This window comes from Curtobacterium sp. ISL-83 (genome assembly GCF_018613895.1).
Taxonomy (GTDB): Bacteria; Actinomycetota; Actinomycetes; order Actinomycetales; family Microbacteriaceae; genus Curtobacterium.
In genome coordinates this window covers 357,970-378,206 of the sequence record NZ_JAGGPH010000009.1, presented here as the reverse complement: position 1 = coordinate 378,206, position 20,237 = coordinate 357,970, and the positions used below count along the sequence as shown (strand labels likewise).

Genomic DNA, 20,237 nt, shown 5'->3' with positions numbered 1-20,237 from the left:
CCGTCGGGTGCGGTTGCGGCTGCGTCGCGGTCCGCCGGCTCGGCGCGATCGCCGCTGGACACGGCGAGCCGGGTGGCGGTGGCCGCAGCCTCCGCGATCTCGCTCGCCGCGCCTCCCCGCAGGCCGGCGGCGTAGCCGACCAGGAACGTCGTGAGCGGCGCGGCCGGCCGCGCGACGCCGTGCGCCGCATCGCGAGCCAGGTCGAGCACGACGGCGGTGTCGAGCTCGAAGTCGGCGGGGAGGTCGAGCGCCCGGGCGAGCTGCGTCGTCCACGCCGCGAGGACGTCGTCTGTGGTCATGGGTTCAGTCAAGCAGGCGGGCTGCGTCCTCGGCGCTGTCCACGTCCGCGCAGAGTGCCGAGGGCACCGGGACCTCCACCAGGTCGAGCGGTGCCAGGAGCCGGCGCATGGACTGACCCGCGAGGGAGCCGGACTCGTCGCGGAGCCGCTGCACCGCCTCCCGGAGTGCGGCCGACCGGTACAGCGCGAGGAGGGGCTGCCGACGGCCGTCGTCGTCCACCGCGATGAGCCCGTCCCGGGGCGCGGTGGCCTGTGCCGCGGTGGTCTGTGCTGCCGTCTCCTGTGCCGCCGTGGCCGGTGCCGTGGTCAGCAGGCGGGCCGTCGCGTCCTCGGGTGTCACCAGGTCACAGGCGAGGACGAGCGTGAAGGTCGCGCCGGTGTCGAGGGCCGCGAACGCTGCACCGAGGGCCGCGACCGGGCCGGCGAACGGGGGGTCCTCCCGCGCACGGACGACGTGCACGGGCAGCTCGTCGTGGCTGCGCGCCCCCACGACGACGATCCGCTCGGCCGCCGATGCCGCGGCGAGCGCGTGCCCGAGCAGGGTGGTCCCCCGCCGGACGAGCGCCGTCTTGTCGATCCCGCCGAGCCGTGTGGCGCGTCCGCCAGCGAGCAGGATCGCGTCGTGTTGAACAGGATCGTGGGGAACGGGGTCGGGCGCGGGCGGAGCCGGGACGTCGGGCACCACCGCACTGTAGCCGGACCGTCGCCGCGAACCGCAGAACGACCGGTGCTCCGCTCGAACTGGGGGGCGCCCCACGGCGGCCCGTCGCCGTATCGTCGTGCGGACACGCAGCAACGGACCCCACCCCGCCGTCGCCGACACCGCCGCCCTCCCCGCCGGGCGCAGCCGGTGCGCCCTGCGTGCAGCGCCGTGCGACCCGATCGGGCTCGCCCGGCCCCCGAACTGAGAGGCACCGCCACCCGTGGACGAGACCGGCACCGGCGCGTTCCCGAGCTCCGACCCGAGCCGGACGACGCACCCGCACCGACAGGACGTCGGCCGCGTGCTCGTCACGCCCGTCGCACGCCTCTGCGCCGCCCTCTCCGACGTCTCGACGAACCAGCTTCCCCGCCCGCACGATGATCCGAGCGGTCACGCGCCCGGTCCCGGGAACGACCGCGTCCTCGTGGTGGGCGCCGGCCCGGCGTCGGGCTGGGGCGTCACGAGCCACGAGCTCGCTCTTCCCGGTGCCCTGGCCCGCGCCGTCGCGCACCGCCGGAAGCGCGGCTGCACGGTGCACCTCGCCGGCGGCCCCCGCCTGTCCGCGGCGACCGCCACCAGCGCACTCGTCGCGGCGACTCCCCGGTCCTACGACGGCGTCGTGCTCGTCCTCGGCGTCAACGACGCGATGCGGTTGACGTCAGCGGCACACTGGCGCGAGCACCTCGAGACGCTCCTCGCCGCCGCGGTGCGCGAGACGCTGCCCGGCACGCCGATCGTGGTGACCGGCATCCAGCCGATGGGCTCCATCCCGGTCGTGGCGCCGCTCGTGGAACCGGTCACGGAGGCACACGCCCACTCGCTCAACGCGATCACCGAGTCCCTGTGCGACGCGCACCCCTCAGCGACGTTCGTCCCGCTGCCGGCGGCCGAACGCGACGAGGGTCGGTACCGCTCGGCGCGGCAGTACGACCGGTGGGCCGACGTGATCGCCGCGCCGCTCGCGAGGCTCCTGCCGGAGACCCCTGGACCGGCGGAGGTGCGGTTCGCCGACTCCGCGGAGGCGGAGGCACGCCGACAGCGCGCCGTCGACCGCCTCCGGTTCGACCAGACGCAGGACGCGCCGGAACTCCGCCGCATCCTCGCGCTGGCCCAGCAGGTCTTCGGGACCGAGGCCGCGCTGCTGACCGTCCTCGACGGTGACCGCCAGCGGTACCTCGCGACCGCCGGCCGCTCACTCCCCGAGATCCCCCGGTCGACGTCGATCTGCGACACGACGATCCGGACCCTCGACGGACTGGTCGTCCGGGACGCCCGCGAGGACCCCCGCTTCTGCGGGAGTCCTCTCGTCACGTCCGGGCAGGGCGTCCGGTTCTACGCCGGCGTGCCGCTCGAGGCACCGACCGGCGAACGACTCGGCGCGCTCTGCGTGATGGACTCGCGCCCACGACCACGGCAGTCGGACTTCGTGAGCACGGACTTCCTGCTCGAGCTCGCCCTCCGCGCGCAGCGAGCCCTGTGGGAGCGGAACCCCTAACCGGACGAACCCGTCACGCGTCGTCGTGCATCGCGTGGTCGTGCGCAGCGTGGTCGTCGTGCTCCGCGAGCGAGGCCCGCACGGCGTCCATGTCGAGTGCCCGCAGCTGCGCGATCAGGTCCTCGAGCGCGGGCTTCGGCAGCGCCCCCGCCTGCGAGAACACCATCACCCCGTCGCGGAAGGCCATGAGCGTCGGGATCGCGCTGATCCCCGCGGCGCTCGCCAGTGCTGGCGCGGCTTCGGTGTCCACCTTGCCGAAGGTGATGTCCGGGTTGGTCTCCGACAGCTGCTCGTAGATGGGGCTGAACGCGCGGCACGGGCCGCACCACGCCGCCCAGAAGTCGAGCAGCAGCATCCCGCCCTTTTCGACCTCCTGCTGCAGGTTCTCCTCGGTGATCGTGACGGTGCTCATCGGCCGAGCGCCTTCCGCAGCACCTGGATCGCTTGCTCGACCGCCGCGGTGGTCCCCTGCGTGACCCGCTCCGGGTTGAGCATCATGAAGTCGTGCGTGACGAAGTTGTACCGCACGCTCGTCGTGGGCACCCCGGCCTGCACGAGCTTCGCGGCGTAGGCCTCGCCCTCGTCGCGGAGCACGTCGTTCTGGTCGACGATCACGAGCGCCGGCGGGAGGCCCTGCAGGTCCTCGAGCGTGGCCCTGAGGGGTGACGCCGTGATCTCCGAGCGTCGGCTGACGTCCGGCAGGTACGCGTCCCAGAACCAGGCCATGCTCTTCGCGAACAGGAAGGGCCCGTCGGCGAAGGTCCGGTAGCTCTCGGAGTCCTGGGCCGCGTCGGTGACCGGGTAGTACAGGGACTGGTGCACGAACGTGACGTCACCGCGCTGCTTGGCGAGGATCGCCAGGGCCGCGGTCATGTTGCCGCCGACCGAGTCACCGGCGACCGCCATGCGCGACGCGTCCAGGCCCTCGCTCGCGCCGTCCCGCGTGATCCACTGCGCGGTCGCGTACGCCTGCTCGATCGCGTGCGGGTACTGGGCCTCGGGAGACCGGTCGTACTCGACGAACACGAGCGCGGCCTCGGCACCGGCGCAGAGCTCACGGATGAGCCGGTCGTGCGTGCCCGAGTTGCCGAGGATCCAGCCGCCGCCGTGCACGTAGAGGATCACGGGCAGCGTGCCGGTCGCGCCGACGGGCTTGATGATCCGCACCCGGACGTCGCCGACGTCGGCGGGGACCGTCACCCACTTGTCCTCGCCGATCTCGACCTTGTCGATCGGCGCCGCCTGCAGGTCGTCGAGGACCTTGCGCGCCGCGTCCACGCCGATCTCGTAGAGGAAGGGCGGGTTGGCGGAGGCGTCGGCGATGGCCTGGGCGCCGGGTTCGAGCGTCACGTCTGACATGGTGGTTCCTCTTTCGTCGGGGTGTTGGGGGCGGGTGGTGCGGGTCGGGTCGTGCGGACCGGCCGGTCCGGGCCGGGGGTCAGATCAGGAGGGGTCGGCGAGGAACCGCAGGAGTTCGCGGTTGACCTCGGCGGTGTGCGTGACCGGGTTGATGTGGGGTCCACCGTCGATCTCGACGTAGCGGGCCGCGGGCAGCGCGTCGTGTGCCCGGTGCCCCTGCCCGTCGATCGACAGGATGCGGTCAGCCGTGCCGTGCGTGATGAGGGTCGGCACGTCGAAGCGCTCGAGGTCCGACCGGAAGTCCTCCAGCCACATCTGCGGGCACGCCCACGTCGCGTACGGCGACGAGCTCGCGCCGGCCGACCACATCGCACGAACCGTGTCCTCGCTGACGAGGGTCCCCTGGTAGTCGTCCAGGTTGAGGAAGTTGCCCATCATGCCGGTCAGCCACGCGAACCGGTCGTCGAGGATCGCCTGCTGGACCCCGTCGATCCCGGCCTGGTCGACACCCGAGGGGTTGTCGTCCGCCTTGCCGAAGCCCGGTGTCAGGCTCTCCATCAGGACCGCGCTGCGCAGGCGCTCGGTGCCGAAGCGGCCGATGTACCGTGCGACCTCACCCGTGCCGAGCGAGAAGCCGACGAGCGTGGCGTCCCGGAGATCGAGCTCGCGGAGCAGCACGTCGACGTCGGCGCTCAGCGTGTCGAAGTCGTACCCGACCGTCGCGGCACTCGAGCGTCCGAATCCGCGGCGGTCCGGGGTGACCACCCGGTACCCGGCGTCGAGCAGCGGGTGCAGCTGCGGCTCCCACGACCGGGCGTCGAACGGCCAGCCCGACAGCAGGACGACCGGTCGACCAGCCCCGAGGTCCTCGTAGTAGACGTCGATCGGAGTCGAGTTCTCGTTCCCGACGGTGATGGTGCCCATGGGCTGCTCCTCTGCTCGGTGGTCGTTGGTTCGAGGTTGTCGCCCGGGGCGGGTGCGCTGCGCGGGGGCCCGCTGGAGAAGATTTCCGGCAAACCCCACGGCTCCCGAGCGGAACGTCAAGGAGCCTCGACCAGACGGCGACCATCGGATCGGACGTCGCCGCGGAACCGCCCACCGGAAGTCGAGCCAGCATGTCCGTCACCGCAGGGGCTCGACTCCAGCGCATCCCCCTCAACACGTTGGCCATCGCCTTCGGGCTCTTCGGTCTCGCGGAGACCTGGAGCGCAGCGACGGCGGCGCTCGGCTTCGCCTGGTGGACGGCAGAACCGTTCTGGTTCGTCGCCGTCACCGCGCTGGTGTGGCTCGTCGTCGCGCACCTCCGACGCGGGCGTCACAGCACTGAGACCCTCGCGGCACAACTCCGTCACCCGGCACAGGGTCCCGTGGCCGCGATCGTGCCGGTCGGCATCACGCTGACGGGCGCGCACCTCTGCACGTTCTCGCCCCCGGTGGGCGCGCCGCTCGCCTGCGTCGGGGTGGCCGCCGCGGTCCTCTTCGGCGCGTGGATCATCGGCCGGTGGATCCAGGGACCGCTGTCGGTCGAGTCGATCCACGGGGCGTACCTGCTGCCGGCGGTCGCCGCGGGCTACATCAGCTCGCAGGCGTTCGCGGCGGCCGGGAACCACGCGCTCGCGATGGCCGCGTTCGGTGTCGGTGCGCTCTTCTGGCTCGTGCTCCTCACCGTGGTCTTCGCGCGCCTCCTCCTGGGCCCGCCGCTCCCGGCGCCCCTCGCGCCGACGATGGCGGTCCTCGTCGCACCGCCCGCCGTCGGCGGACTCGCGTGGTTCGCGCTCAACGGTCACCGGATGGACGGCCTCGCCGAGGCGTTCGTGGGCGTGACGGCCTTCATGGTCCTCGTGCAGGGCGCGCTCGTCCCGACCTACCGGCGGCTCACGTTCTCGCTCGGCTTCTGGTCGTTCACCTTCCCGCTCTCCGCAGCCGCCTCCCTGGCCATCGCGTGGGCGGCGATCACCCGCGGACCCGGGTGGCAGGTCGTGGTCGTCGCAGCGCTCACGGTGGTCACCGGCGTCATCGCCGCGATCGCCGTGCGATCGTCGGTCCCGATCATCCCGGGGACACGACGACGCACCACCGAACGCGCCGTCGCAGCGGCCGAGGAGCGGCAGCTCGAGGTGGCCGACGACCTCGTGGAAGCGCCGGCCCACCCCGCTGCTCCGAGCTCCCCCGCTGCTCCGGTCGGCCGCGGCTGAACCCCGTGGCGGCCGTTCCTGCAGCGTGACCGAGTCCGAGGGTGCGAAGATCATCGGGATGCGCGCGGATCGCGGCCTCCGGGCCGGGGGGCGGAGGTCGTCCTCCTGGGCTCCCGACGCGTCGGACGAGGAGCACGGGACAGACCCATGGGCAGGCCACGGCAGTTCGTCGAGAGTGATGTCATCGCCTCCGCCGGCGCTGCGTTCACGTCGACCGGGTACAGCGGGACCACGCTCGACGACCTCGTGGTCGCCACCGGGCTGGGGAAACAGAGCCTCTACAACGCGTTCGGCGGCAAGCGCGAACTCTTCCTCCGTGCCCTCACGTCCGAGACCGGTGAGGCCGTGGCGTCCCTCACCCAGGCGCTCACCGACGAGGACGTCTCGCCCCTGGAGCGCATCAAGGCGCAGCTCCTCAAGCTCGCCGTCGAGTTCAGCGACAGCGGCGAGACCGGGACGCTCTTCACGAAGGCGACCGTGGAACTCGCCGAGCGCGACGGCGACGTCGCCCGTTCAGCGATGCAGGCGTTCACGGACCTCGCAGCGGTCTACCGCCACTGCATCGTCGACGCACAGGAGCACGGCGAGGTGGACGCCCAGGCGGACGCGAGTGCGCTCGCGAACTACTTCGTCGCGGTCACCCGTGGCATGGAGGTGCTCGGGAACGCCGGCGCCGACCGCGCGACACTGACCGCGATCGCGTTGACGTCGCTGGTGGCCATGCGGTGAACGAGCAGTTGTTGGCCAGTTCGTCAAGAACCGATATCTTGACCCCGTGGTCAAGAACTCACCCTCATCGAGCCGGTCGCCCGCGACCTCCGCAGAGCTGGCAACTGCAGAGGTGCGTGCACGGCTGGAACGGCTCGCGGAGGAGCACGCCGCACTCCGCTCCGTCGCCGAGCTCGTCGCCCGACAGTCGCCGCTCCCGACCGTGTTCCAAGCCGTGGCCGACGTCGCCGCACGCCTCCACGGGGCTCAGGCCGTCCTGTCGCAGGGCGACGGCGGCGGACCGGGCAGCGTCACCCTCGCTTCCGCTGGAGAACCGCCGGAGGGAGACGCGTTCCAGGCCCGGGTGCCGATCGTGGTCGCTGACGAACGGTGGGGAACACTGCGCCTGACGTGGCCCGTCGCCGACGGACCGATCAGCGAGGACCGACCCAAGGCGTTCACGGACCTCGTCGCCGCGGCCATCGCGAACGCCGACCACCGCGAGGGGCTCAGTCGGTCACGTGCACGCGTCATCGCCGCCGGAGACGAAGCACGCCGACGCTTGCAACGGGACGTGCACGACGGAGCCCAGCAGCGGCTCGTCCACACCATCGTCACGGTGAAGCTGGCCCGAGACCGGGCGGCAGCCGGACTCGCGGTCGACGCCCTGTTGACCGAGGCTCTCACGCACGCCGAAGCGGCCAACCGGCAACTCCGTGACATCGTCCGCGGGATCCTGCCGCCATCGCTCACCCGGGCCGGCCTGACCGCCGGGATCGAATCGCTCGTCTCGGACACGACGATCCCGATCGACCTGGACCTCACCATCCCCCGCCTTCCCGTGGCCGTGGAGACGACCGGCTACTTCACCGTCGCCGAAGCGCTCACGAACGCCGTCAAGCACGCCCGAGCCGAACACGTCCGCATCACGGCGACAGCCACCGACGACGAACTCACACTCGTCATCGACGACGACGGCATCGGCGGCGCCGACCCGGCGAACGGCACGGGGCTCACCGGCCTGTCCGACCGCGTCGAAGCCCACGGCGGGACGATCACCGTCACCAGCCCAGCAGGCGACGGAACCCGGGTGGTGGTCCGGCTCCCACTCGCATGCCCGGTCGTCGATACCCGATGAGGAGCCCCCGACAGCGGCGAGGGCTGCGTGGTGGGGTCGAGGTTCTCCAGCGCACCCACGAACGCGGTCGTCAGGCGCCGTCGAGGAGCGCCCGGAGTGCATCGGCCACGACCTCGGGCTGGTCCTCGACCAGGAAATGGCTGCCGTCGACGCCGTGTCCGGTCACGTCCGGCGCCCACGGCCGCCACACCTCGAGCACGTCGCCGTACAGCTTCGGGAGCGCACCAGTCCGGCTCCACAGAACGAGGAACGGTGCGGTGATCCGGCGTCCCGCTGCGGCGTCCGCGTCGTCGTGCTCCCGGTCGACGCCCGCTCCGGCGCGGTAGTCCTCGCAGATCCCGTGCACCACGCTCGGGTCGTCGAGGATCGAGCGGTAGTGCTCGAGGAGCTCCGGCGGGTATCGACCAGCCGCGCGACCGAGCCCGAGCGCGCGGACGTGCAGGTCGAAGAACGCGCCGGGGTTCGCGGAGATCAGGTCCTCCGGCAGCGGTGCGGGCTGCGCCAGGAACGCCCAGTGCCAGTAGGTCAGCGCGAGCCGGGCGTCGGCCCGGGCCCAGACCTCCCCGGTCGGCACGACGTCGAACGCCGCCACCGCCGTGATCCGGTCGGGCAGGTCGAGGGCCATCCGGTACGCGATCCGACCGCCGCGGTCGTGGCCCGCGACGGCGAACCGCTCGTGACCGAGCGCGGCCATGAGCTGCTGGAGGTCCCGACCGAGCGTCCGCTTCGCGTACGTGGCGTGGTCCGCCACCGTCTCGGGCCGGAAGGACCGGCCGTAACCCGGCAGGTCCGGGACGACGACGGTGTGGGTCGCGGCGAGCGCGTCGGCGACGCCGCGCCACATCACGTGCGTCTGCGGGTAGCCGTGCAGGAGCAGGACGGGAGGCCCGGTGCCGGCCGTGCGCGCGAACACCGGTCCGCGGTCCACGACGATCAGGCGCTCGTCGAATCCGTCGAACACGGTCACTTCTCGACGTGCTGCAGGGACGTCGCGAGCGACATCAGTTCGGCGAACATCTTCTCGAGGATCGCGGTCTCCTTGTCGTTCGGCACGAACCGGCCGTCCTCGAACCGCGGAGCCAGGAGCGGGATCTCCACCGCCGCCCCGGCACGGACGAGTCCGAGGACCGCGAGCACCGGTTCGAGGGCGGTGACCCCCCGGGTGCCGGCCGAGATGCCGCCGTAGCTGACCACGCCGACGGGCTTCCGCCACCACTCGAGCGCGAGGTAGTCGAGCGCGTTCTTGAGCGCAGGCGAGAAGCTGTGGTTGTACTCCGGGGTGACGAACACGAACCCGTCCGCCGCGTCGACGCGGGCACTCCAGTCCAGGGTGTGCTGCTTCGTGTACTGCCGCAGCCGGGGGTGGTTCGGCTCGTCCATCATCGGCAGCCCGATCTCCGCGAGGTCAGCGAAGTCGACCTCGCAGTCCTCCCGTGCGGCAGCGGCGGCTTCCACCCACTGCGCGATGGGCAGACCGACGCGGCCGGGCCGGATGCTGCCGACCACGATCATGATCCTCGACACGGGTGCTCCTTCGGTTGTCCTCGACGGGTCCGAGCGTCTGCTGGGACCCGGATGGTGCTGGTGGTGCGCTCAGTCCCAGGCGAACAGGTCGTCGTGCTTCCCGGCCAGGTCGGGGTCGGCGTAGATGTGCACGCGGCTGATGAGCGAACCGCGGAACTCGAACACGTTGCAGAACAAGCCACCGCTCCGGGCGCCGTCCGGGAAGGCGCGGCCGTTGGCGAGGACACCGGTCTCCTTCCCCTCGACGATGACCCGGTTGCCGCTCTGGGTGACGACGAAGTCGGCCGGATCGTGGTGGAAGGAGTCGACGGCCAGGGTGAGGCCGACGAGGAACTGGGTGATCTCCTCCTTGCCGTGCGCGATGCCGAACTTCGGGAAGAAGACCTGCGCGTCGTCGGTGAAGATGTCGAGCAGGTCGGGATCGCCGGCGTCGACCTTCGTGAAGTACGCCAGGGCGAGGGCGTGCAGGTCCTCGGCGGGGAGGGGTTCGGTGGTCATGGGCGGGCCTTCCTGGCTCGGGGTGGGACGGAACGGACGGAACGAGGCGGGGCGTTCGTTGTCAGCTGTGTGCGTCACCGCCGTCGACGAACAGCTCGCTGCCCGTCGTGGCGCTGCTCATGTCGGACACCAGGAACAGCACGGCACTCGCCACTTCCTCCGGGGTGATGAGTCGCCCGAGCGGGACGCTCGCCGCGAGGGCCCGCAACAGCTCGGCGGAGTTCTCCGGGGCCAGGCCGGCGAGCCCGGGCGTCTCGGTCGGGCCCGGGGTCACGTCGTTGACCCGGATGCCCTTCGGCGCGAGCTCGACGGCCCACGTGCGGGTGAGGGTGCGGAGCGCGGCCTTGCTCGCCGAGTAGAGCCCGAACGCCGCCTGGCCGCCGTCCGCCTGGGTGGATCCGGTCAGGACCACGGAACCACCCGCGCGCATCAGCGGCACCGCCTTCTGGACGGTGAGGATCGCGCCGCGCACGTTCGCCGCGAACGCCTGGTCGATGTCGTCGGGCGTGACCTCGGACAGCGGTTTGTACGTACCGCCACCGGCGTTGACGTGGACCGCGTCGAGCCCCTGCCCGCGCGCCGTGATCTGCCCGAACAGCTCGTCGAGGTCATCGGGTGACGCGGCATCCGCACGGACCGCGGTGACCTGGTCGCCCAGGGTCGCGGCGGCGTCGTCGAGTGGTCCCTGCCTGCGCCCGGTGATGAACACGTGGGCGCCTTCCTGGACGAACCGGGTCGCGACCGCGAGCCCGATCCCCGTGGACGCTCCGGTCACGAGCGCCGTCTTCCCTGCCAGCCATGCGGTCATGTCAGTCCTCCTTGTTCGCGGGTCGTACGTGGGCCGGGTCGTCGGTCCGGTGGTGCGGCCGCGCCTCGGTCACACGCGTGCTGCGGTGGATGCTGCGCGCTGCGCGGCGAGCGCCTTGACGGTCAGTTGTGCGGCGACGGCCAGGAGCAGCAGGCCGAACAGGACGGCGGACAGCCGTGGCGCCAGGACGAGCGCGACCGCGGCGCCGGGGATGGACGCGACCGTCGCCGCGATCCCGACGACGATGCCGGCGCGGATGTCAACGGTGCCGGCGCGCCAGTTCGACACGGTGCCGACGACGCTGGTGGGGATCATCACCAGGAGCGAGGTGCCCTTCGCGATGAGGTCGCTGATCGCGAAGACGCCGATCAGCGCGGGGACGGCGATGATGCCACCGCCGATGCCGAACAGTCCGGACAGCACGCCCATCACGAGCCCGAGGAGCACGTACTCGAGTGCGACGACGACGGTGAACGCGATCGCGTGCCCGCGTTCCGGAGCGATGAAGAACAGGCGGATCGCGACGAGCAGGATGAAGACGATGAACATCCACCGCAACGCCAGGAGCGGGACGCGCTTCAGCAGGGCGCTGCCGAGCACCGCGCCGACGATCGCACCGATGGCGATGAACAAGCCGGCGGTCAGGTCGACCTGGCCGGCGACCAGGTAGGTGATCGACCCGACGATCGACGTCGGGACGATGGCGGCCAGCGACGTCGCGGACGCCGCGCGTTGGTCGAGGCGCCCGAACGCCGTGAGCAGCGGGACCATGATGATCCCGCCCCCGATGGCGAACAGGCCCGACAGGAACCCGCCGATCACGCCGATCACCGCCATGGTCGCCCAGGGTCGGGCGGTGGGCACGTTCGCTGCTGTCATGGTCTGCTCCCGGTGTCGTCCCGGACGGTCCCGTCGGTCACGGGTCGCCCACGTGGTCACGGCCACGTGTCATGAGGATGAACCCATCACGACGACCCGGCGCCGTCAACGGTGACGAAGCTCGCCAGGGCTTCGTCCTCGGCGACGATGTACGTCGAGAGCATCCGTCCCACCTCGGGGCCGACGTCGAGCGCGTTGTGGGGTGTCCCCGGCGGGATGAAGAACGCGTGGCCGCGACGGAGGTGCAGGGTGGGCCGTCCCTGGATGCTCATCTCGACGTTCCCGTCGAGGATGTACCCGACTTCTTCACCCGGGTGCGTGTGCCATCCGGAGGACACCCCGACCGGGATGATCGTCAACACCTGGACGATCTCGCGTCCCGGGGTGGACGAGTGCTCCCGTTGCAGCTCGGTCCGCTGGAGCTTCGTCGCGAGGGCGTCGAGCGGGCGTTCCGCCTCGGTCTCGCCGCTCATCGCGCCACCTCCGTCGCCCCGGCCGCCGTCGCCTCGGCCGCCTCGCGGATCAGGTCGACGACCTTCGCCGCCTCCGGGATGCCGACCGTGTGGGACCCGTTCTCGAGTTCGACGGTCCGGCGGGAGTGCGCGCGTTCGGCCATGAAGCGGTGTGCAGCGGCCGGGATGTTCTTGTCCAGGGAGCCGAACAGGAACCAGGAGGGCACCGTCCGCCATGCCGGTTCCGCGCACGGTTCGCCGAACGCGGCCTCCTGGATCGGGCGCTGCGTGACCGCCATCACCGCGGCGACCTCGGCGGACGAGTCCGCCGCGAACTGCGCGTGGTACTTGTCCTGCGCGATGTAGAGGTCGACACCGCCGCCCGGCAGCGCGACCGTGGTCAGCGTGTCCCCGAGCGTGGAGCCGGGGAACCGTGCCGCCAGCTGCCCGGGGTTCTCCCCCGCGTCCGGCGCGAACGCCCCGATGAACACGAGCGCCTTCACCGCGGGGTTGTCCGTGCCGCCGCCGCTGATGACCACGCCGCCGTACGAGTGCCCGACGAGCACGATGTCACCGCTGACGTCGGCGAGCGCCGACCGGAGGGAGTCGCAGTCGAAGGCGACGCCCCGGAGTGGGTTGGCCAGCGCGATCGCGGGGTACCCCTCCTCGAGGAGCATCGTGATCACCGCGCTCCAACTGGAGGACTCGGCGAAGGCGCCGTGCACGAGCACGATGGTCGGCTTCGTGGGGGACGACTGCGTGATGCTCATGAGTGCTCCTCGGTGGGGTGACGGGACCTGCTGACGGGATCGAGTGTGGTCGCCCGGTCGCCCCGTCGGCGCTGCAGCCCACCGGAGAAGATTTCCGGCAAACCCCACCGCGACAACCACGGCCGTCCTCCACGGTGGACGTGTGGGTCTCTCAGTGATGGTCGTGGACGATGACGACCCGTTCCGCGGGCTCGCCCGTCGAATCCTGGTCACCTGCGGCTTCCGCACCGAAAGCGAAGCCGCTAGCGTTGCCGGTGCGATGCTCCACGCGTCGCACCACATGCCCGATCTCGTGTTGGCGGACATGGGGCTCCCCGACGGAGACGGTCTCGAATTGTCCAGGCGGCTCACGGCACTCTCACCCGCGGTGCGGGTCGTCCTCGTGTCCGCCGACAGCGACGCCGCCTCCCAGGACGACGCTCGGGACGCCGGAGCACTGGCGTTCGTCCCGAAGAGCGACCTGAACTGCGCCGTGCTCCACGTCCTCCTCGACACCGCCTAGCGGATGGGGAGCCCGACGATGACGGACACGGTCCGGGTGGCGGTCGGAGAGGACGACGTCCTGCTCCGGAACGGTGTGGTGCGCGTCCTCACCGACGCCGGGTTCGAGGTGGTCGCCGAAGCGGGGGACGCCCGGGAACTGCTCGCGAAGACGCTCGCGTACGAGCCCGACGTCGCCGTCGTGGACATCGGCCTGCCACCAGGCCACGGGGACGACGGCCTGCGGGTCGCGGTCGAACTCCGCCACCGTCTGCCGATGATGGGCGTCGTCGTCCTCACCCAGCACGATGCCCCCGAGTACGCGCTGGAGCTCATCGGCGAACGGTTCGACCGGGTGGGGTACCTCCTGAAGGAACGCGTCGGGGACGTCCACGACTTCTGCTCGGACGTCCTCCGGGTCGCGCACGGCGGGAGCGCCCTCGACCCGTCGGTCGTGGCGCGCATGATGCAACCGCGGAAGGTGCCGGAGCAACTCGCACTACTGACGGACCGGGAGCGCGACGTCCTGGCGGCCATGGCCCAGGGACAGTCCAACGCGGGCATCGCGCGCTCCCTGCTGATCAGCGTCGCGGCCGTCGAGAAGCACGTGACGTCGATCTTCCGGAAGCTCGGGATCGCGGTCGACGGCACCGGCCACCGGCGGGTCCAGGCGGTCCTCCGGTACTTCGCCACCCAGCGGGAGTGACGGATGGACATCGGACGCCGGCCTCCGGAGGCCGTCCACCTCGACCGTGATCACACCGCGCACACCCGACCCGGTGTCCGCACGGGTGCCCCGCCGAGCCATGACCAGGACGAGCTCCGGCGCCTGCTCCACGAAGAGCAGTCCCTCCGCAACGTCGCGTCCCTGCTGGCGACCGCCGGTCCCACCGCGGACGTCCTGACGGCGATCTGCCGTGAGGCGTCCGTGCAGCTCGAGGGCCAGGAGGTGAGCCTGCTCCGCTTCGAGGGCGCGGACACCGTCGTGTGCGTCGCCACCCACGGCGGGCCGATCCCGCCCGGCGTCCGCGCCGTCCACGAGCCGGACTCCCTGCCCGAGCGCGTCGCGAGCACGGGCTCCCCGGTCCGGTTCGACGACTTCGCGGGCAAGAGCGACGAGGTCCTCGTCAACCCGTTCGGCATCCGCGCCGCGGTGGCCGTGCCGGTCTTCGTCGAGGGCACCGTCTGGGGCATGTTCTCCGCCTCGTCGCAGGTCGGTCCGCTGCCGTCGTTCACCGAGAAGCGGCTGGCCGGGTTCGCCGAGCTGACGTGGGCGGCCATCGCCAACACGGAGGTGCGGGACAGCCTGCGCCGACTGGCGGACGAACAGGTGGCGCTCCGGACCGTCGCCGAGCTGGTGGCCCGGGAGTCGCCCCTCCCGACCGTGTTCCAGGCCGTCGTGGACGCGGCCGCGCGCCTCCACGACGCCGCGGTCGTCCTCCGGAAGGGCGACGACGACGCCGGAGCGGTGGTGGCGTCCGCGGGCGAACCACCCGCCGGAGACCGGCACGAGGCGAGTGTCCCGATCATCGTCGAGGACGAGCCATGGGGCTCGCTGCACCTCGTCTGGCCCGTGACGGGCGGACCGATCAGTCTCGATCGGCCGAAGGCGTTCACCGACCTCGTGGCCGCGGCCATCGCCAGTGCCGACCACCGGGAGGGGCTCACCCAGTCGCGAGCCCGGGTGATCGCCGCCGGCGACGAGGCCCGACGACGGCTCCAGCGCGATGTGCACGACGGCGCCCAGCAGCGGCTCGTCCACACCATCATCACGTTGAAGCTGGCGCGTGACCGCGCTGCCGCCGGGCTCGCCGTCGACGCCCTGCTGGCCGAGGCCCTCACACACGCCGAGGACGCCAACCGGCAACTCCGGGACATCGTGCGCGGGATCCTCCCCGCCTCGCTGACCCGCGCGGGCCTGGCCGCGGGCATCGAGTCGCTCGTCGCGGACACGACGATCCCCGTCGAGCTCGACCTCGCGATCCCGCGGCTCCCCGTCGCCGTCGAGACCGCGGGCTACTTCGCCGCCGCCGAGGCGCTGACGAACGCGGCCAAGCACGCCAGGGCCCGCCGGGTCCGGATCACCGCGACCCTCGTCGAGGCCGTCCTCACGCTCGTCGTCGAGGACGACGGGGTCGGCGGCGCGGACCCCGCGCACGGCACCGGCCTCACGGGCCTGGCCGACCGGATCGAGGCGAACGGCGGGACGATCACCGTCGTCAGCCCTGGCGGCTGCGGTACGCGGGTGGTCGTGCAGCTCCCGATCGCGTCCGCGCTCCCCTGATCACGCCGGCCTGTGCTCACGCTGGCCTGCTGATGGCGGACGGGAGGCGCGGTGCGGGCCCGCACCGCGCCTCCCGTCCGATGCCGGTCGCCCTGGTGACGGAACGGGCGTCGGCCCGGTGACCACCAGCCCAGCCGCGTCTGCCCGCCGGCTCAGCTGGCGAGCGAGCTGACCCAGGCGTCGGTCGTCGTGACCTCGGCCTGCCGCGGGAACACCTTCTCGACCAGGACGCGGTGCACCTCGGGGTCGGCATCCGCGCAGGCGTCCTCGAGCACGGTGAGTTCGAAGTCCAGGTCGGCGGCCTGCCGGAGCGTCGACAGGACGACCCCGCTCGTCGCGATGCCGGCGAGGACGAGGTGTCGCGCGCCCAGGCCGCGCAGGAGCACCTCGAGGTCGCTGCCGGTGAAGGCACTCACGCGGCGCTTCGTGACGAGCAGGTCGTCCTCGCGCATCCCGAACGCGTCGTGGATGGCCGTCGCTGCTTCGTCGAACCCGGTGCCTGCGCGTGCCGCGATCCCCCCGAACGCCTTGTTCGCGGGGGCGACCTCCGGGAAGCCCGGCCGGAACGCGACCCGGACGAACAGCACGCGCACGCCGTTCGCGCGAGCGGCGTCGACGGCGCGGGTCGCGGTGGCGAGGAGCTCCGGTGACCCCATCCGGTCGACGATCGAGTTCTGGTAGTCCATGACGAGCAGGGCGGTGGTGGGCAACGTGGCCTCCGGGGGTGTTGGGCGAGGAGAACACCTGGTGTGTGCGCGGCGTTCGGCCCATTCGACCACGACGGTGCTCGTCCGTACCATCGGCGCGTTGTGGGCGCAGCGGTCGGTGCGGGAAACTGGGGCGTGATGGACGACGCACTCCGCGCCCGCGCTGCCGAGGTCTTCGGCTGGCAGCTCCGCGCTCCCCAGGTCGAGGTCATCGACGCCGTCACCTCCGGGCGGGACGCGCTCGCGGTCCTGCCCACCGGCTCGGGCAAGTCCGCGATCTACCAGGTCGCGGGTCTCGCCATCGACGGCCTGGTCGTCGTCGTGTCCCCGCTCGTCGCACTGCAGGACGACCAGGTCGCGGGACTGCGACGCCACCCGGACGCACCGCTCGCCGTGACGATCAACGCCGCCGAACACGTCGGCGACCGCCGGGCCGCGTGGGAAGCGATCGCCGCCGGGACCGCGCGGTACGCGTTCCTCGCCCCGGAGCAACTCGCGAACGACGCGGTGGTCGATCGCCTCCGTCAGGCCCGGGTCGGGCTCGTGACGGTGGACGAAGCGCACTGCGTCTCCTCGTGGGGCGAGGACTTCCGGCCGGACTACCTCCTGTTGGGCGAGGCGATCGAGCGACTCGGACGACCACCGGTCCTGGCGCTGACCGCGACCGGATCGGCGCCCGTCCGCCGTGACGTCGTGGAGCGCCTCCGCATGCGGACCCCCCTGGTGGTCGCGGCCGGGTTCGACCGGCCTGAGCTCCGCCTCCAGGTCGTGCGGCACGAGGACGCCGAGACGAAACGGGACGCCGTCGTCGAGCAGGTCGCGCACGCCTCCGGCGCAGGCATCGTCTACGTCGCCACCCACGCGGAGACGACCGCCTACGCTGACGTGCTCACCGCCCGTGGCCGTGCCGCCCGCCCGTACCACGCGGGGATGCCGATGCACGGGCGGACCGCGGTCCACACGGGGTTCCTCGGCGGCGAGGTCGACGTGGTGGTCGCCACGACGGCGTTCGGGATGGGCATCGACAAGCCCGACGTCCGCTGGGTGGTCCACGCGGACGTCCCGGAGTCCGTCGACGCCTACTACCAGGAGATCGGCCGCGCCGGACGGGACCGATCGGCCGCGGTCGCGACGTTGCACTACCTGTCCGCTGATCTGGGGCTCCGACGGTTCTTCGCCGCCGGGAGCCCGGACCCCGACACCGTCAGAGCGGTGTTCGCCGCCGTGCCGCACTCCGGGAGCACCGAACGCTCCGCGCTGGCAGCCCTGACGGGGTTGTCCGAGCACGCGGCGACCCGTGCGGCGAACCTGCTCGTCGAGGCCTCCGTCCTCGTCGACCAGGACGTCGGACTCGTCCGGGCGCAGGGCCGACGGTGGCGGGCAGACGATGCCGTCCGGGCCGCTGAACGCCGAGCCGATGAGCGTGAGCACGTCGAGCAGTCCCGGATCGACATGATGCGGCGGTTCGCGGAGACGCTCGGGTGTCGCCGGCAGTTCCTGCTCGGGTACTTCGGTGACGAGCTCCCGGATCCGTGCGGCAACTGCGACACCTGCAGCTCGGGCACCGCGTACGCCGTGGGGTCCCATCCCGCCGACGGCACGCACGATGACGAGTGGCCGCCCGACACCGCGGTGCGGCATCCGGTCTGGGGGGTCGGCAACGTCATGAGCACCGAGGACGACCGGTTGACCGTGTTCTTCCCGCACGCCGGGTACCGGACGCTCGCACTCGCGGACGTGCGGAAGCGGCACCTGCTCACCCGGCTGCCCTGACGGGGGGCGGCGGCGGTCCGCGCTGGCGTCGTCGGCCCGGCGGGCCGGCGTCGTCAGCGATGGGGCTTGCGGCGTCAGCGGTCGTGCTGCGCGGTGAGGAGGCGCACCAACCGCTCGTACTGACGGACCTGGAACGCGAGGTGACCGATGACGGCGGCGACCGCCACCGCGACGCCCACCGCCACCGCGCCTCCCGTCCCCGCGAAGCGGTACACGACGACCGCCGCACCGGCGCCCGCGACCATCGAGTTCACGACACCGATCGCGGTCGAGATCGTGAAGAACGCGTTGCGCCGCGACCCACCGACGCCGATGTCGAGCAGCTCGTTCAGCGCGTGCCGCCCACGGGGCCGCGGGAAGAACGCGTCGGCGCCGGGCAGGAGCTTGCCGTAGTAGCGACGGATGCGCTGCATCGCGTCGAGCGCGGCGACGTCCTCCAGGGACGTCTGGACGAGCCGCTCGTAGGTGAACAGTCCGAGCACGCAGACCACGGGGATCACGATCCCGAGGAACGGTCCGGCCGCCGGGCTGTTCGCCAGGAACCCGAAGGCGACGAGGGAGCTCGACAGCGTCGTGAGGTAGAGCGAGGCGCGGGTGCTCGACTCGCTCACCGTGATGCCGCGGGCTGATTCGAGCACGAAGTGCTCCGTGAGCAGGGCGTTGAAGAACGCGGAGGACCGGTCCGGCAGCGCGTCGATCGAGTCGGCGGCGGAGGGCAGGGACTCGGGCCCAGGGTGCGCCGCTTGCGGCTCCTCGGGTTCGGGTGTCGTGCCGGGAGCAGTGCCGTCCATTCGTCCTCTTCCGCTGTGCGAGGTCTTCAGCGTATTCATGGATGCCAGTGGTGGCGGGGTCGTGGGTCCCAGCGCTGACGGCGTTCCACGGGTTTCGGGGATCTGTTTCCACGGCGGCAGACCGGTCGACGCCGCCGCGGTCGACGCCACCCCCGTGGTACTCCGGGACCGCGCCGTCCCGACGGGCAGCGCCGACCGCCAGCGTGGCGCCGACTGCCCCGTCGCCCCCGCGGCGCGAGCCGCGAACGTTCCTGTTCGGCGCTTCAGTGGATGTGTCGCCCGATGAGGCTCAGGTCGGCAGCGTTGGAGCGGCCGTCTGCCGTGTTCGCCTGGTGCCAGTACGGGTACGGCAGCGGCGTGGCGCTCGCTTCGTCGAGGCGGGCGATCTCCGCGTCGGTGAGCGCGACGTCGGCCGCGCCCATGCTGTCCGTGAGCTGCTCGTCGGTTCGCGCGCCCACGATCACCGAGGTGACCCCGGGCTTTGCCAGCGTCCACGCCAACCCGACCTGCGTCGCTGAGACGTCGCGCTCGCTCGCGATGTCGACGAGGACGTCGATCGTGCGGTAGAGGCGGTCTTCGTCGTAGATGGGCGGCTCCGTCCATCCCTCGAAGCGCCGCGAGCCCTCCGGTGCATCCTGACCCCGACGGTACTTGCCCGTGAGGAGCCCGCCCGCGAGTGGGCTCCAGACGAGGATCCCGACGCCCTGGTCGATCGTGATCGGCACGAGCTCGTTCTCCGCGTCACGGGACTGGAGCGAGTAGTAGATCTGCTGACTGGCGAACCGCTCGGTGCCGTGCTTGTCGGAGGCCCAGAGCGCCTTCATGAGGTGCCAACCGGAGAAGTTGGACGCGCCCACGTAGCGCACCTTTCCGGAGCGGACCAGGTCGTCGAGTGCGGAGAGCGTTTCCTCCAGCGGCGTCGAACCGTCCCAGCCGTGCAGCTGGTAGAGGTCGATGTGGTCGGTCCCGAGGCGTCGGAGGCTGTCCTCGGCCGCACGGACGATGTGGTGACGGGAGAGCCCGCCGTCGTTCGGCCCGGAACCCATGCCGCCGCGCACCTTCGTGGCGATCAGCATCTGGTCGCGCTTCGTGCCGAGAGCCTGCCCGAGGATCTCCTCGGAGGCGCCGTCCGAGTACACGTCGGCCGTGTCGATGAGGTTGATGCCGGCATCCTGCGCGAGGGCGATCTGGCGTCGGGCGCCGTCGACGTCGATGTGCCCGACGGGGCTCGCCCAGCCGGTGCCGGCGAAACCCATGGTCCCGAGGCTGACGGTGGAGACCTGGAGTCCGGTGTTTCCGAGGTGACGGTATTCCATGGTCGAAGGGTAACGAGAACCTCGGCCGAACAGCCGGGGAGTTCGTTCGACGACGCAA

At 71.9% G+C, this 20,237-nt stretch carries 23 protein-coding genes; 8 read left to right on the top strand and 15 right to left on the bottom strand.

Features of this window, described 5'->3' with window-relative positions:
- Positions 1-299 (bottom strand): DUF6457 domain-containing protein (locus tag J7E22_RS09910; RefSeq protein ID WP_214981545.1); only part of this gene is annotated, 299 nt, incomplete at its 3' end.
- Positions 300-303: 4 nt separating this feature from the next.
- Positions 304-981 (bottom strand): molybdenum cofactor guanylyltransferase, encoded by a 678-nt coding sequence (locus J7E22_RS09905; RefSeq protein ID WP_214981544.1) that lies wholly within the window; start codon positions 979-981, stop codon positions 304-306.
- Between the two features lie 241 nt (positions 982-1,222).
- Here J7E22_RS09905 and J7E22_RS18240 point away from each other — a divergent pair, with 241 nt between their 5' ends.
- The gene (locus J7E22_RS18240; protein WP_214981543.1) at positions 1,223-2,497 is read left to right on the top strand and encodes a GAF domain-containing protein; all 1,275 of its coding nucleotides are present in this window, start codon (positions 1,223-1,225) and stop codon (positions 2,495-2,497) included.
- A 13-nt stretch (positions 2,498-2,510) separates the two neighbouring features.
- Here J7E22_RS18240 and trxA read toward each other — a convergent pair whose 3' ends face one another.
- From trxA to J7E22_RS09885, 3 genes are all read right to left on the bottom strand, one after another.
- Positions 2,511-2,909 carry a thioredoxin gene (trxA, locus tag J7E22_RS09895; protein ID WP_214981542.1) on the bottom strand — a complete coding sequence of 133 codons (399 nt, stop codon included), beginning with the start codon at positions 2,907-2,909 and terminating at the stop codon, positions 2,511-2,513.
- Positions 2,906-3,856, bottom strand: a complete 951-nt coding sequence (locus tag J7E22_RS09890) for an alpha/beta hydrolase (RefSeq protein ID WP_214981541.1) — start codon at positions 3,854-3,856, stop codon at positions 2,906-2,908. Before J7E22_RS09890 ends, trxA begins: the two co-directional genes overlap by 4 nt.
- A gap of 84 nt (positions 3,857-3,940) precedes the next feature.
- Positions 3,941-4,780 carry an alpha/beta fold hydrolase gene (locus J7E22_RS09885; protein WP_214981540.1) on the bottom strand — a complete coding sequence of 280 codons (840 nt, stop codon included), beginning with the start codon at positions 4,778-4,780 and terminating at the stop codon, positions 3,941-3,943.
- A 191-nt stretch (positions 4,781-4,971) separates the two neighbouring features.
- Here J7E22_RS09885 and J7E22_RS09880 point away from each other — a divergent pair, with 191 nt between their 5' ends.
- The 3 genes from J7E22_RS09880 (at position 4,972) to J7E22_RS18235 (ending at position 7,897) form a co-directional block, all read left to right on the top strand.
- Positions 4,972-6,051: a transporter gene (locus J7E22_RS09880; RefSeq protein ID WP_214981539.1), complete on the top strand. Its 1,080-nt coding sequence runs from the start codon at positions 4,972-4,974 to the stop codon at positions 6,049-6,051.
- A gap of 147 nt (positions 6,052-6,198) precedes the next feature.
- Positions 6,199-6,780 (top strand): TetR/AcrR family transcriptional regulator, encoded by a 582-nt coding sequence (locus J7E22_RS09875; RefSeq protein ID WP_214981538.1) that lies wholly within the window; start codon positions 6,199-6,201, stop codon positions 6,778-6,780.
- A gap of 46 nt (positions 6,781-6,826) precedes the next feature.
- Positions 6,827-7,897, top strand: a complete 1,071-nt coding sequence (locus J7E22_RS18235) for an ATP-binding protein (protein WP_214981537.1) — start codon at positions 6,827-6,829, stop codon at positions 7,895-7,897.
- A 70-nt stretch (positions 7,898-7,967) separates the two neighbouring features.
- Here J7E22_RS18235 and J7E22_RS09865 read toward each other — a convergent pair whose 3' ends face one another.
- The 7 genes from J7E22_RS09865 to J7E22_RS09835 all read right to left on the bottom strand — a co-directional run bounded on the left by J7E22_RS09865 (position 7,968) and on the right by J7E22_RS09835 (position 12,828).
- Positions 7,968-8,858, bottom strand: coding sequence for an alpha/beta hydrolase (locus J7E22_RS09865; RefSeq protein ID WP_308159209.1), 891 nt, complete (start codon positions 8,856-8,858; stop codon positions 7,968-7,970).
- Positions 8,859-8,860: 2 nt separating this feature from the next.
- Positions 8,861-9,421, bottom strand: coding sequence for an NADPH-dependent FMN reductase (locus J7E22_RS09860; protein WP_214981536.1), 561 nt, complete (start codon positions 9,419-9,421; stop codon positions 8,861-8,863).
- A gap of 69 nt (positions 9,422-9,490) precedes the next feature.
- Positions 9,491-9,919, bottom strand: a complete 429-nt coding sequence (locus J7E22_RS09855; protein WP_214981535.1) for a nuclear transport factor 2 family protein — start codon at positions 9,917-9,919, stop codon at positions 9,491-9,493.
- Between the two features lie 61 nt (positions 9,920-9,980).
- Positions 9,981-10,727 carry an SDR family NAD(P)-dependent oxidoreductase gene (locus tag J7E22_RS09850; RefSeq protein WP_214981534.1) on the bottom strand — a complete coding sequence of 249 codons (747 nt, stop codon included), beginning with the start codon at positions 10,725-10,727 and terminating at the stop codon, positions 9,981-9,983.
- 69 nt (positions 10,728-10,796) lie between these two features.
- On the bottom strand, positions 10,797-11,606 hold the full coding sequence (locus J7E22_RS18230; RefSeq protein ID WP_214981533.1) for a sulfite exporter TauE/SafE family protein: 810 nt from the start codon (positions 11,604-11,606) through the stop codon (positions 10,797-10,799).
- 86 nt (positions 11,607-11,692) lie between these two features.
- Positions 11,693-12,079 (bottom strand): cupin domain-containing protein, encoded by a 387-nt coding sequence (locus J7E22_RS09840; protein WP_214981532.1) that lies wholly within the window; start codon positions 12,077-12,079, stop codon positions 11,693-11,695.
- A complete protein-coding gene (locus J7E22_RS09835) occupies positions 12,076-12,828 on the bottom strand; it encodes an alpha/beta fold hydrolase (RefSeq protein WP_251008889.1) in 753 nt (250 codons plus the stop codon). The genes J7E22_RS09840 and J7E22_RS09835 overlap by 4 nt, the downstream gene beginning before the upstream one ends.
- Positions 12,829-12,970: 142 nt before the next feature.
- On the opposite strand from J7E22_RS09835, the gene J7E22_RS09830 reads away from it, so the two are divergent.
- Genes J7E22_RS09830 through J7E22_RS09820 form a run of 3 tightly spaced genes read left to right on the top strand, consistent with a single transcriptional unit; the run spans position 12,971 to position 15,592 of the window.
- A complete protein-coding gene (locus J7E22_RS09830; protein WP_214981531.1) occupies positions 12,971-13,330 on the top strand; it encodes a response regulator in 360 nt (119 codons plus the stop codon).
- Positions 13,331-13,348: 18 nt separating this feature from the next.
- Complete coding sequence (locus J7E22_RS09825; protein ID WP_214981529.1) at positions 13,349-14,014, top strand: response regulator transcription factor; 666 nt, start codon at positions 13,349-13,351, stop codon at positions 14,012-14,014.
- A 3-nt stretch (positions 14,015-14,017) separates the two neighbouring features.
- On the top strand, positions 14,018-15,592 hold the full coding sequence (locus tag J7E22_RS09820) for a GAF domain-containing sensor histidine kinase (RefSeq protein ID WP_214981527.1): 1,575 nt from the start codon (positions 14,018-14,020) through the stop codon (positions 15,590-15,592).
- Between the two features lie 152 nt (positions 15,593-15,744).
- Here J7E22_RS09820 and J7E22_RS09815 read toward each other — a convergent pair whose 3' ends face one another.
- Positions 15,745-16,302, bottom strand: a complete 558-nt coding sequence (locus J7E22_RS09815) for a cysteine hydrolase family protein (RefSeq protein WP_251008888.1) — start codon at positions 16,300-16,302, stop codon at positions 15,745-15,747.
- A 135-nt stretch (positions 16,303-16,437) separates the two neighbouring features.
- Here J7E22_RS09815 and J7E22_RS09810 point away from each other — a divergent pair, with 135 nt between their 5' ends.
- A complete protein-coding gene (locus J7E22_RS09810; protein WP_214981521.1) occupies positions 16,438-18,072 on the top strand; it encodes a RecQ family ATP-dependent DNA helicase in 1,635 nt (544 codons plus the stop codon).
- Positions 18,073-18,146: 74 nt separating this feature from the next.
- Here J7E22_RS09810 and J7E22_RS09805 read toward each other — a convergent pair whose 3' ends face one another.
- On the bottom strand, positions 18,147-18,863 hold the full coding sequence (locus J7E22_RS09805; RefSeq protein ID WP_214981520.1) for a hypothetical protein: 717 nt from the start codon (positions 18,861-18,863) through the stop codon (positions 18,147-18,149).
- Positions 18,864-19,126: 263 nt separating this feature from the next.
- On the bottom strand, positions 19,127-20,179 hold the full coding sequence (locus tag J7E22_RS09800; RefSeq protein WP_214981518.1) for an aldo/keto reductase: 1,053 nt from the start codon (positions 20,177-20,179) through the stop codon (positions 19,127-19,129).
- Between the last annotated feature and the right edge of the window lie 58 nt (positions 20,180-20,237).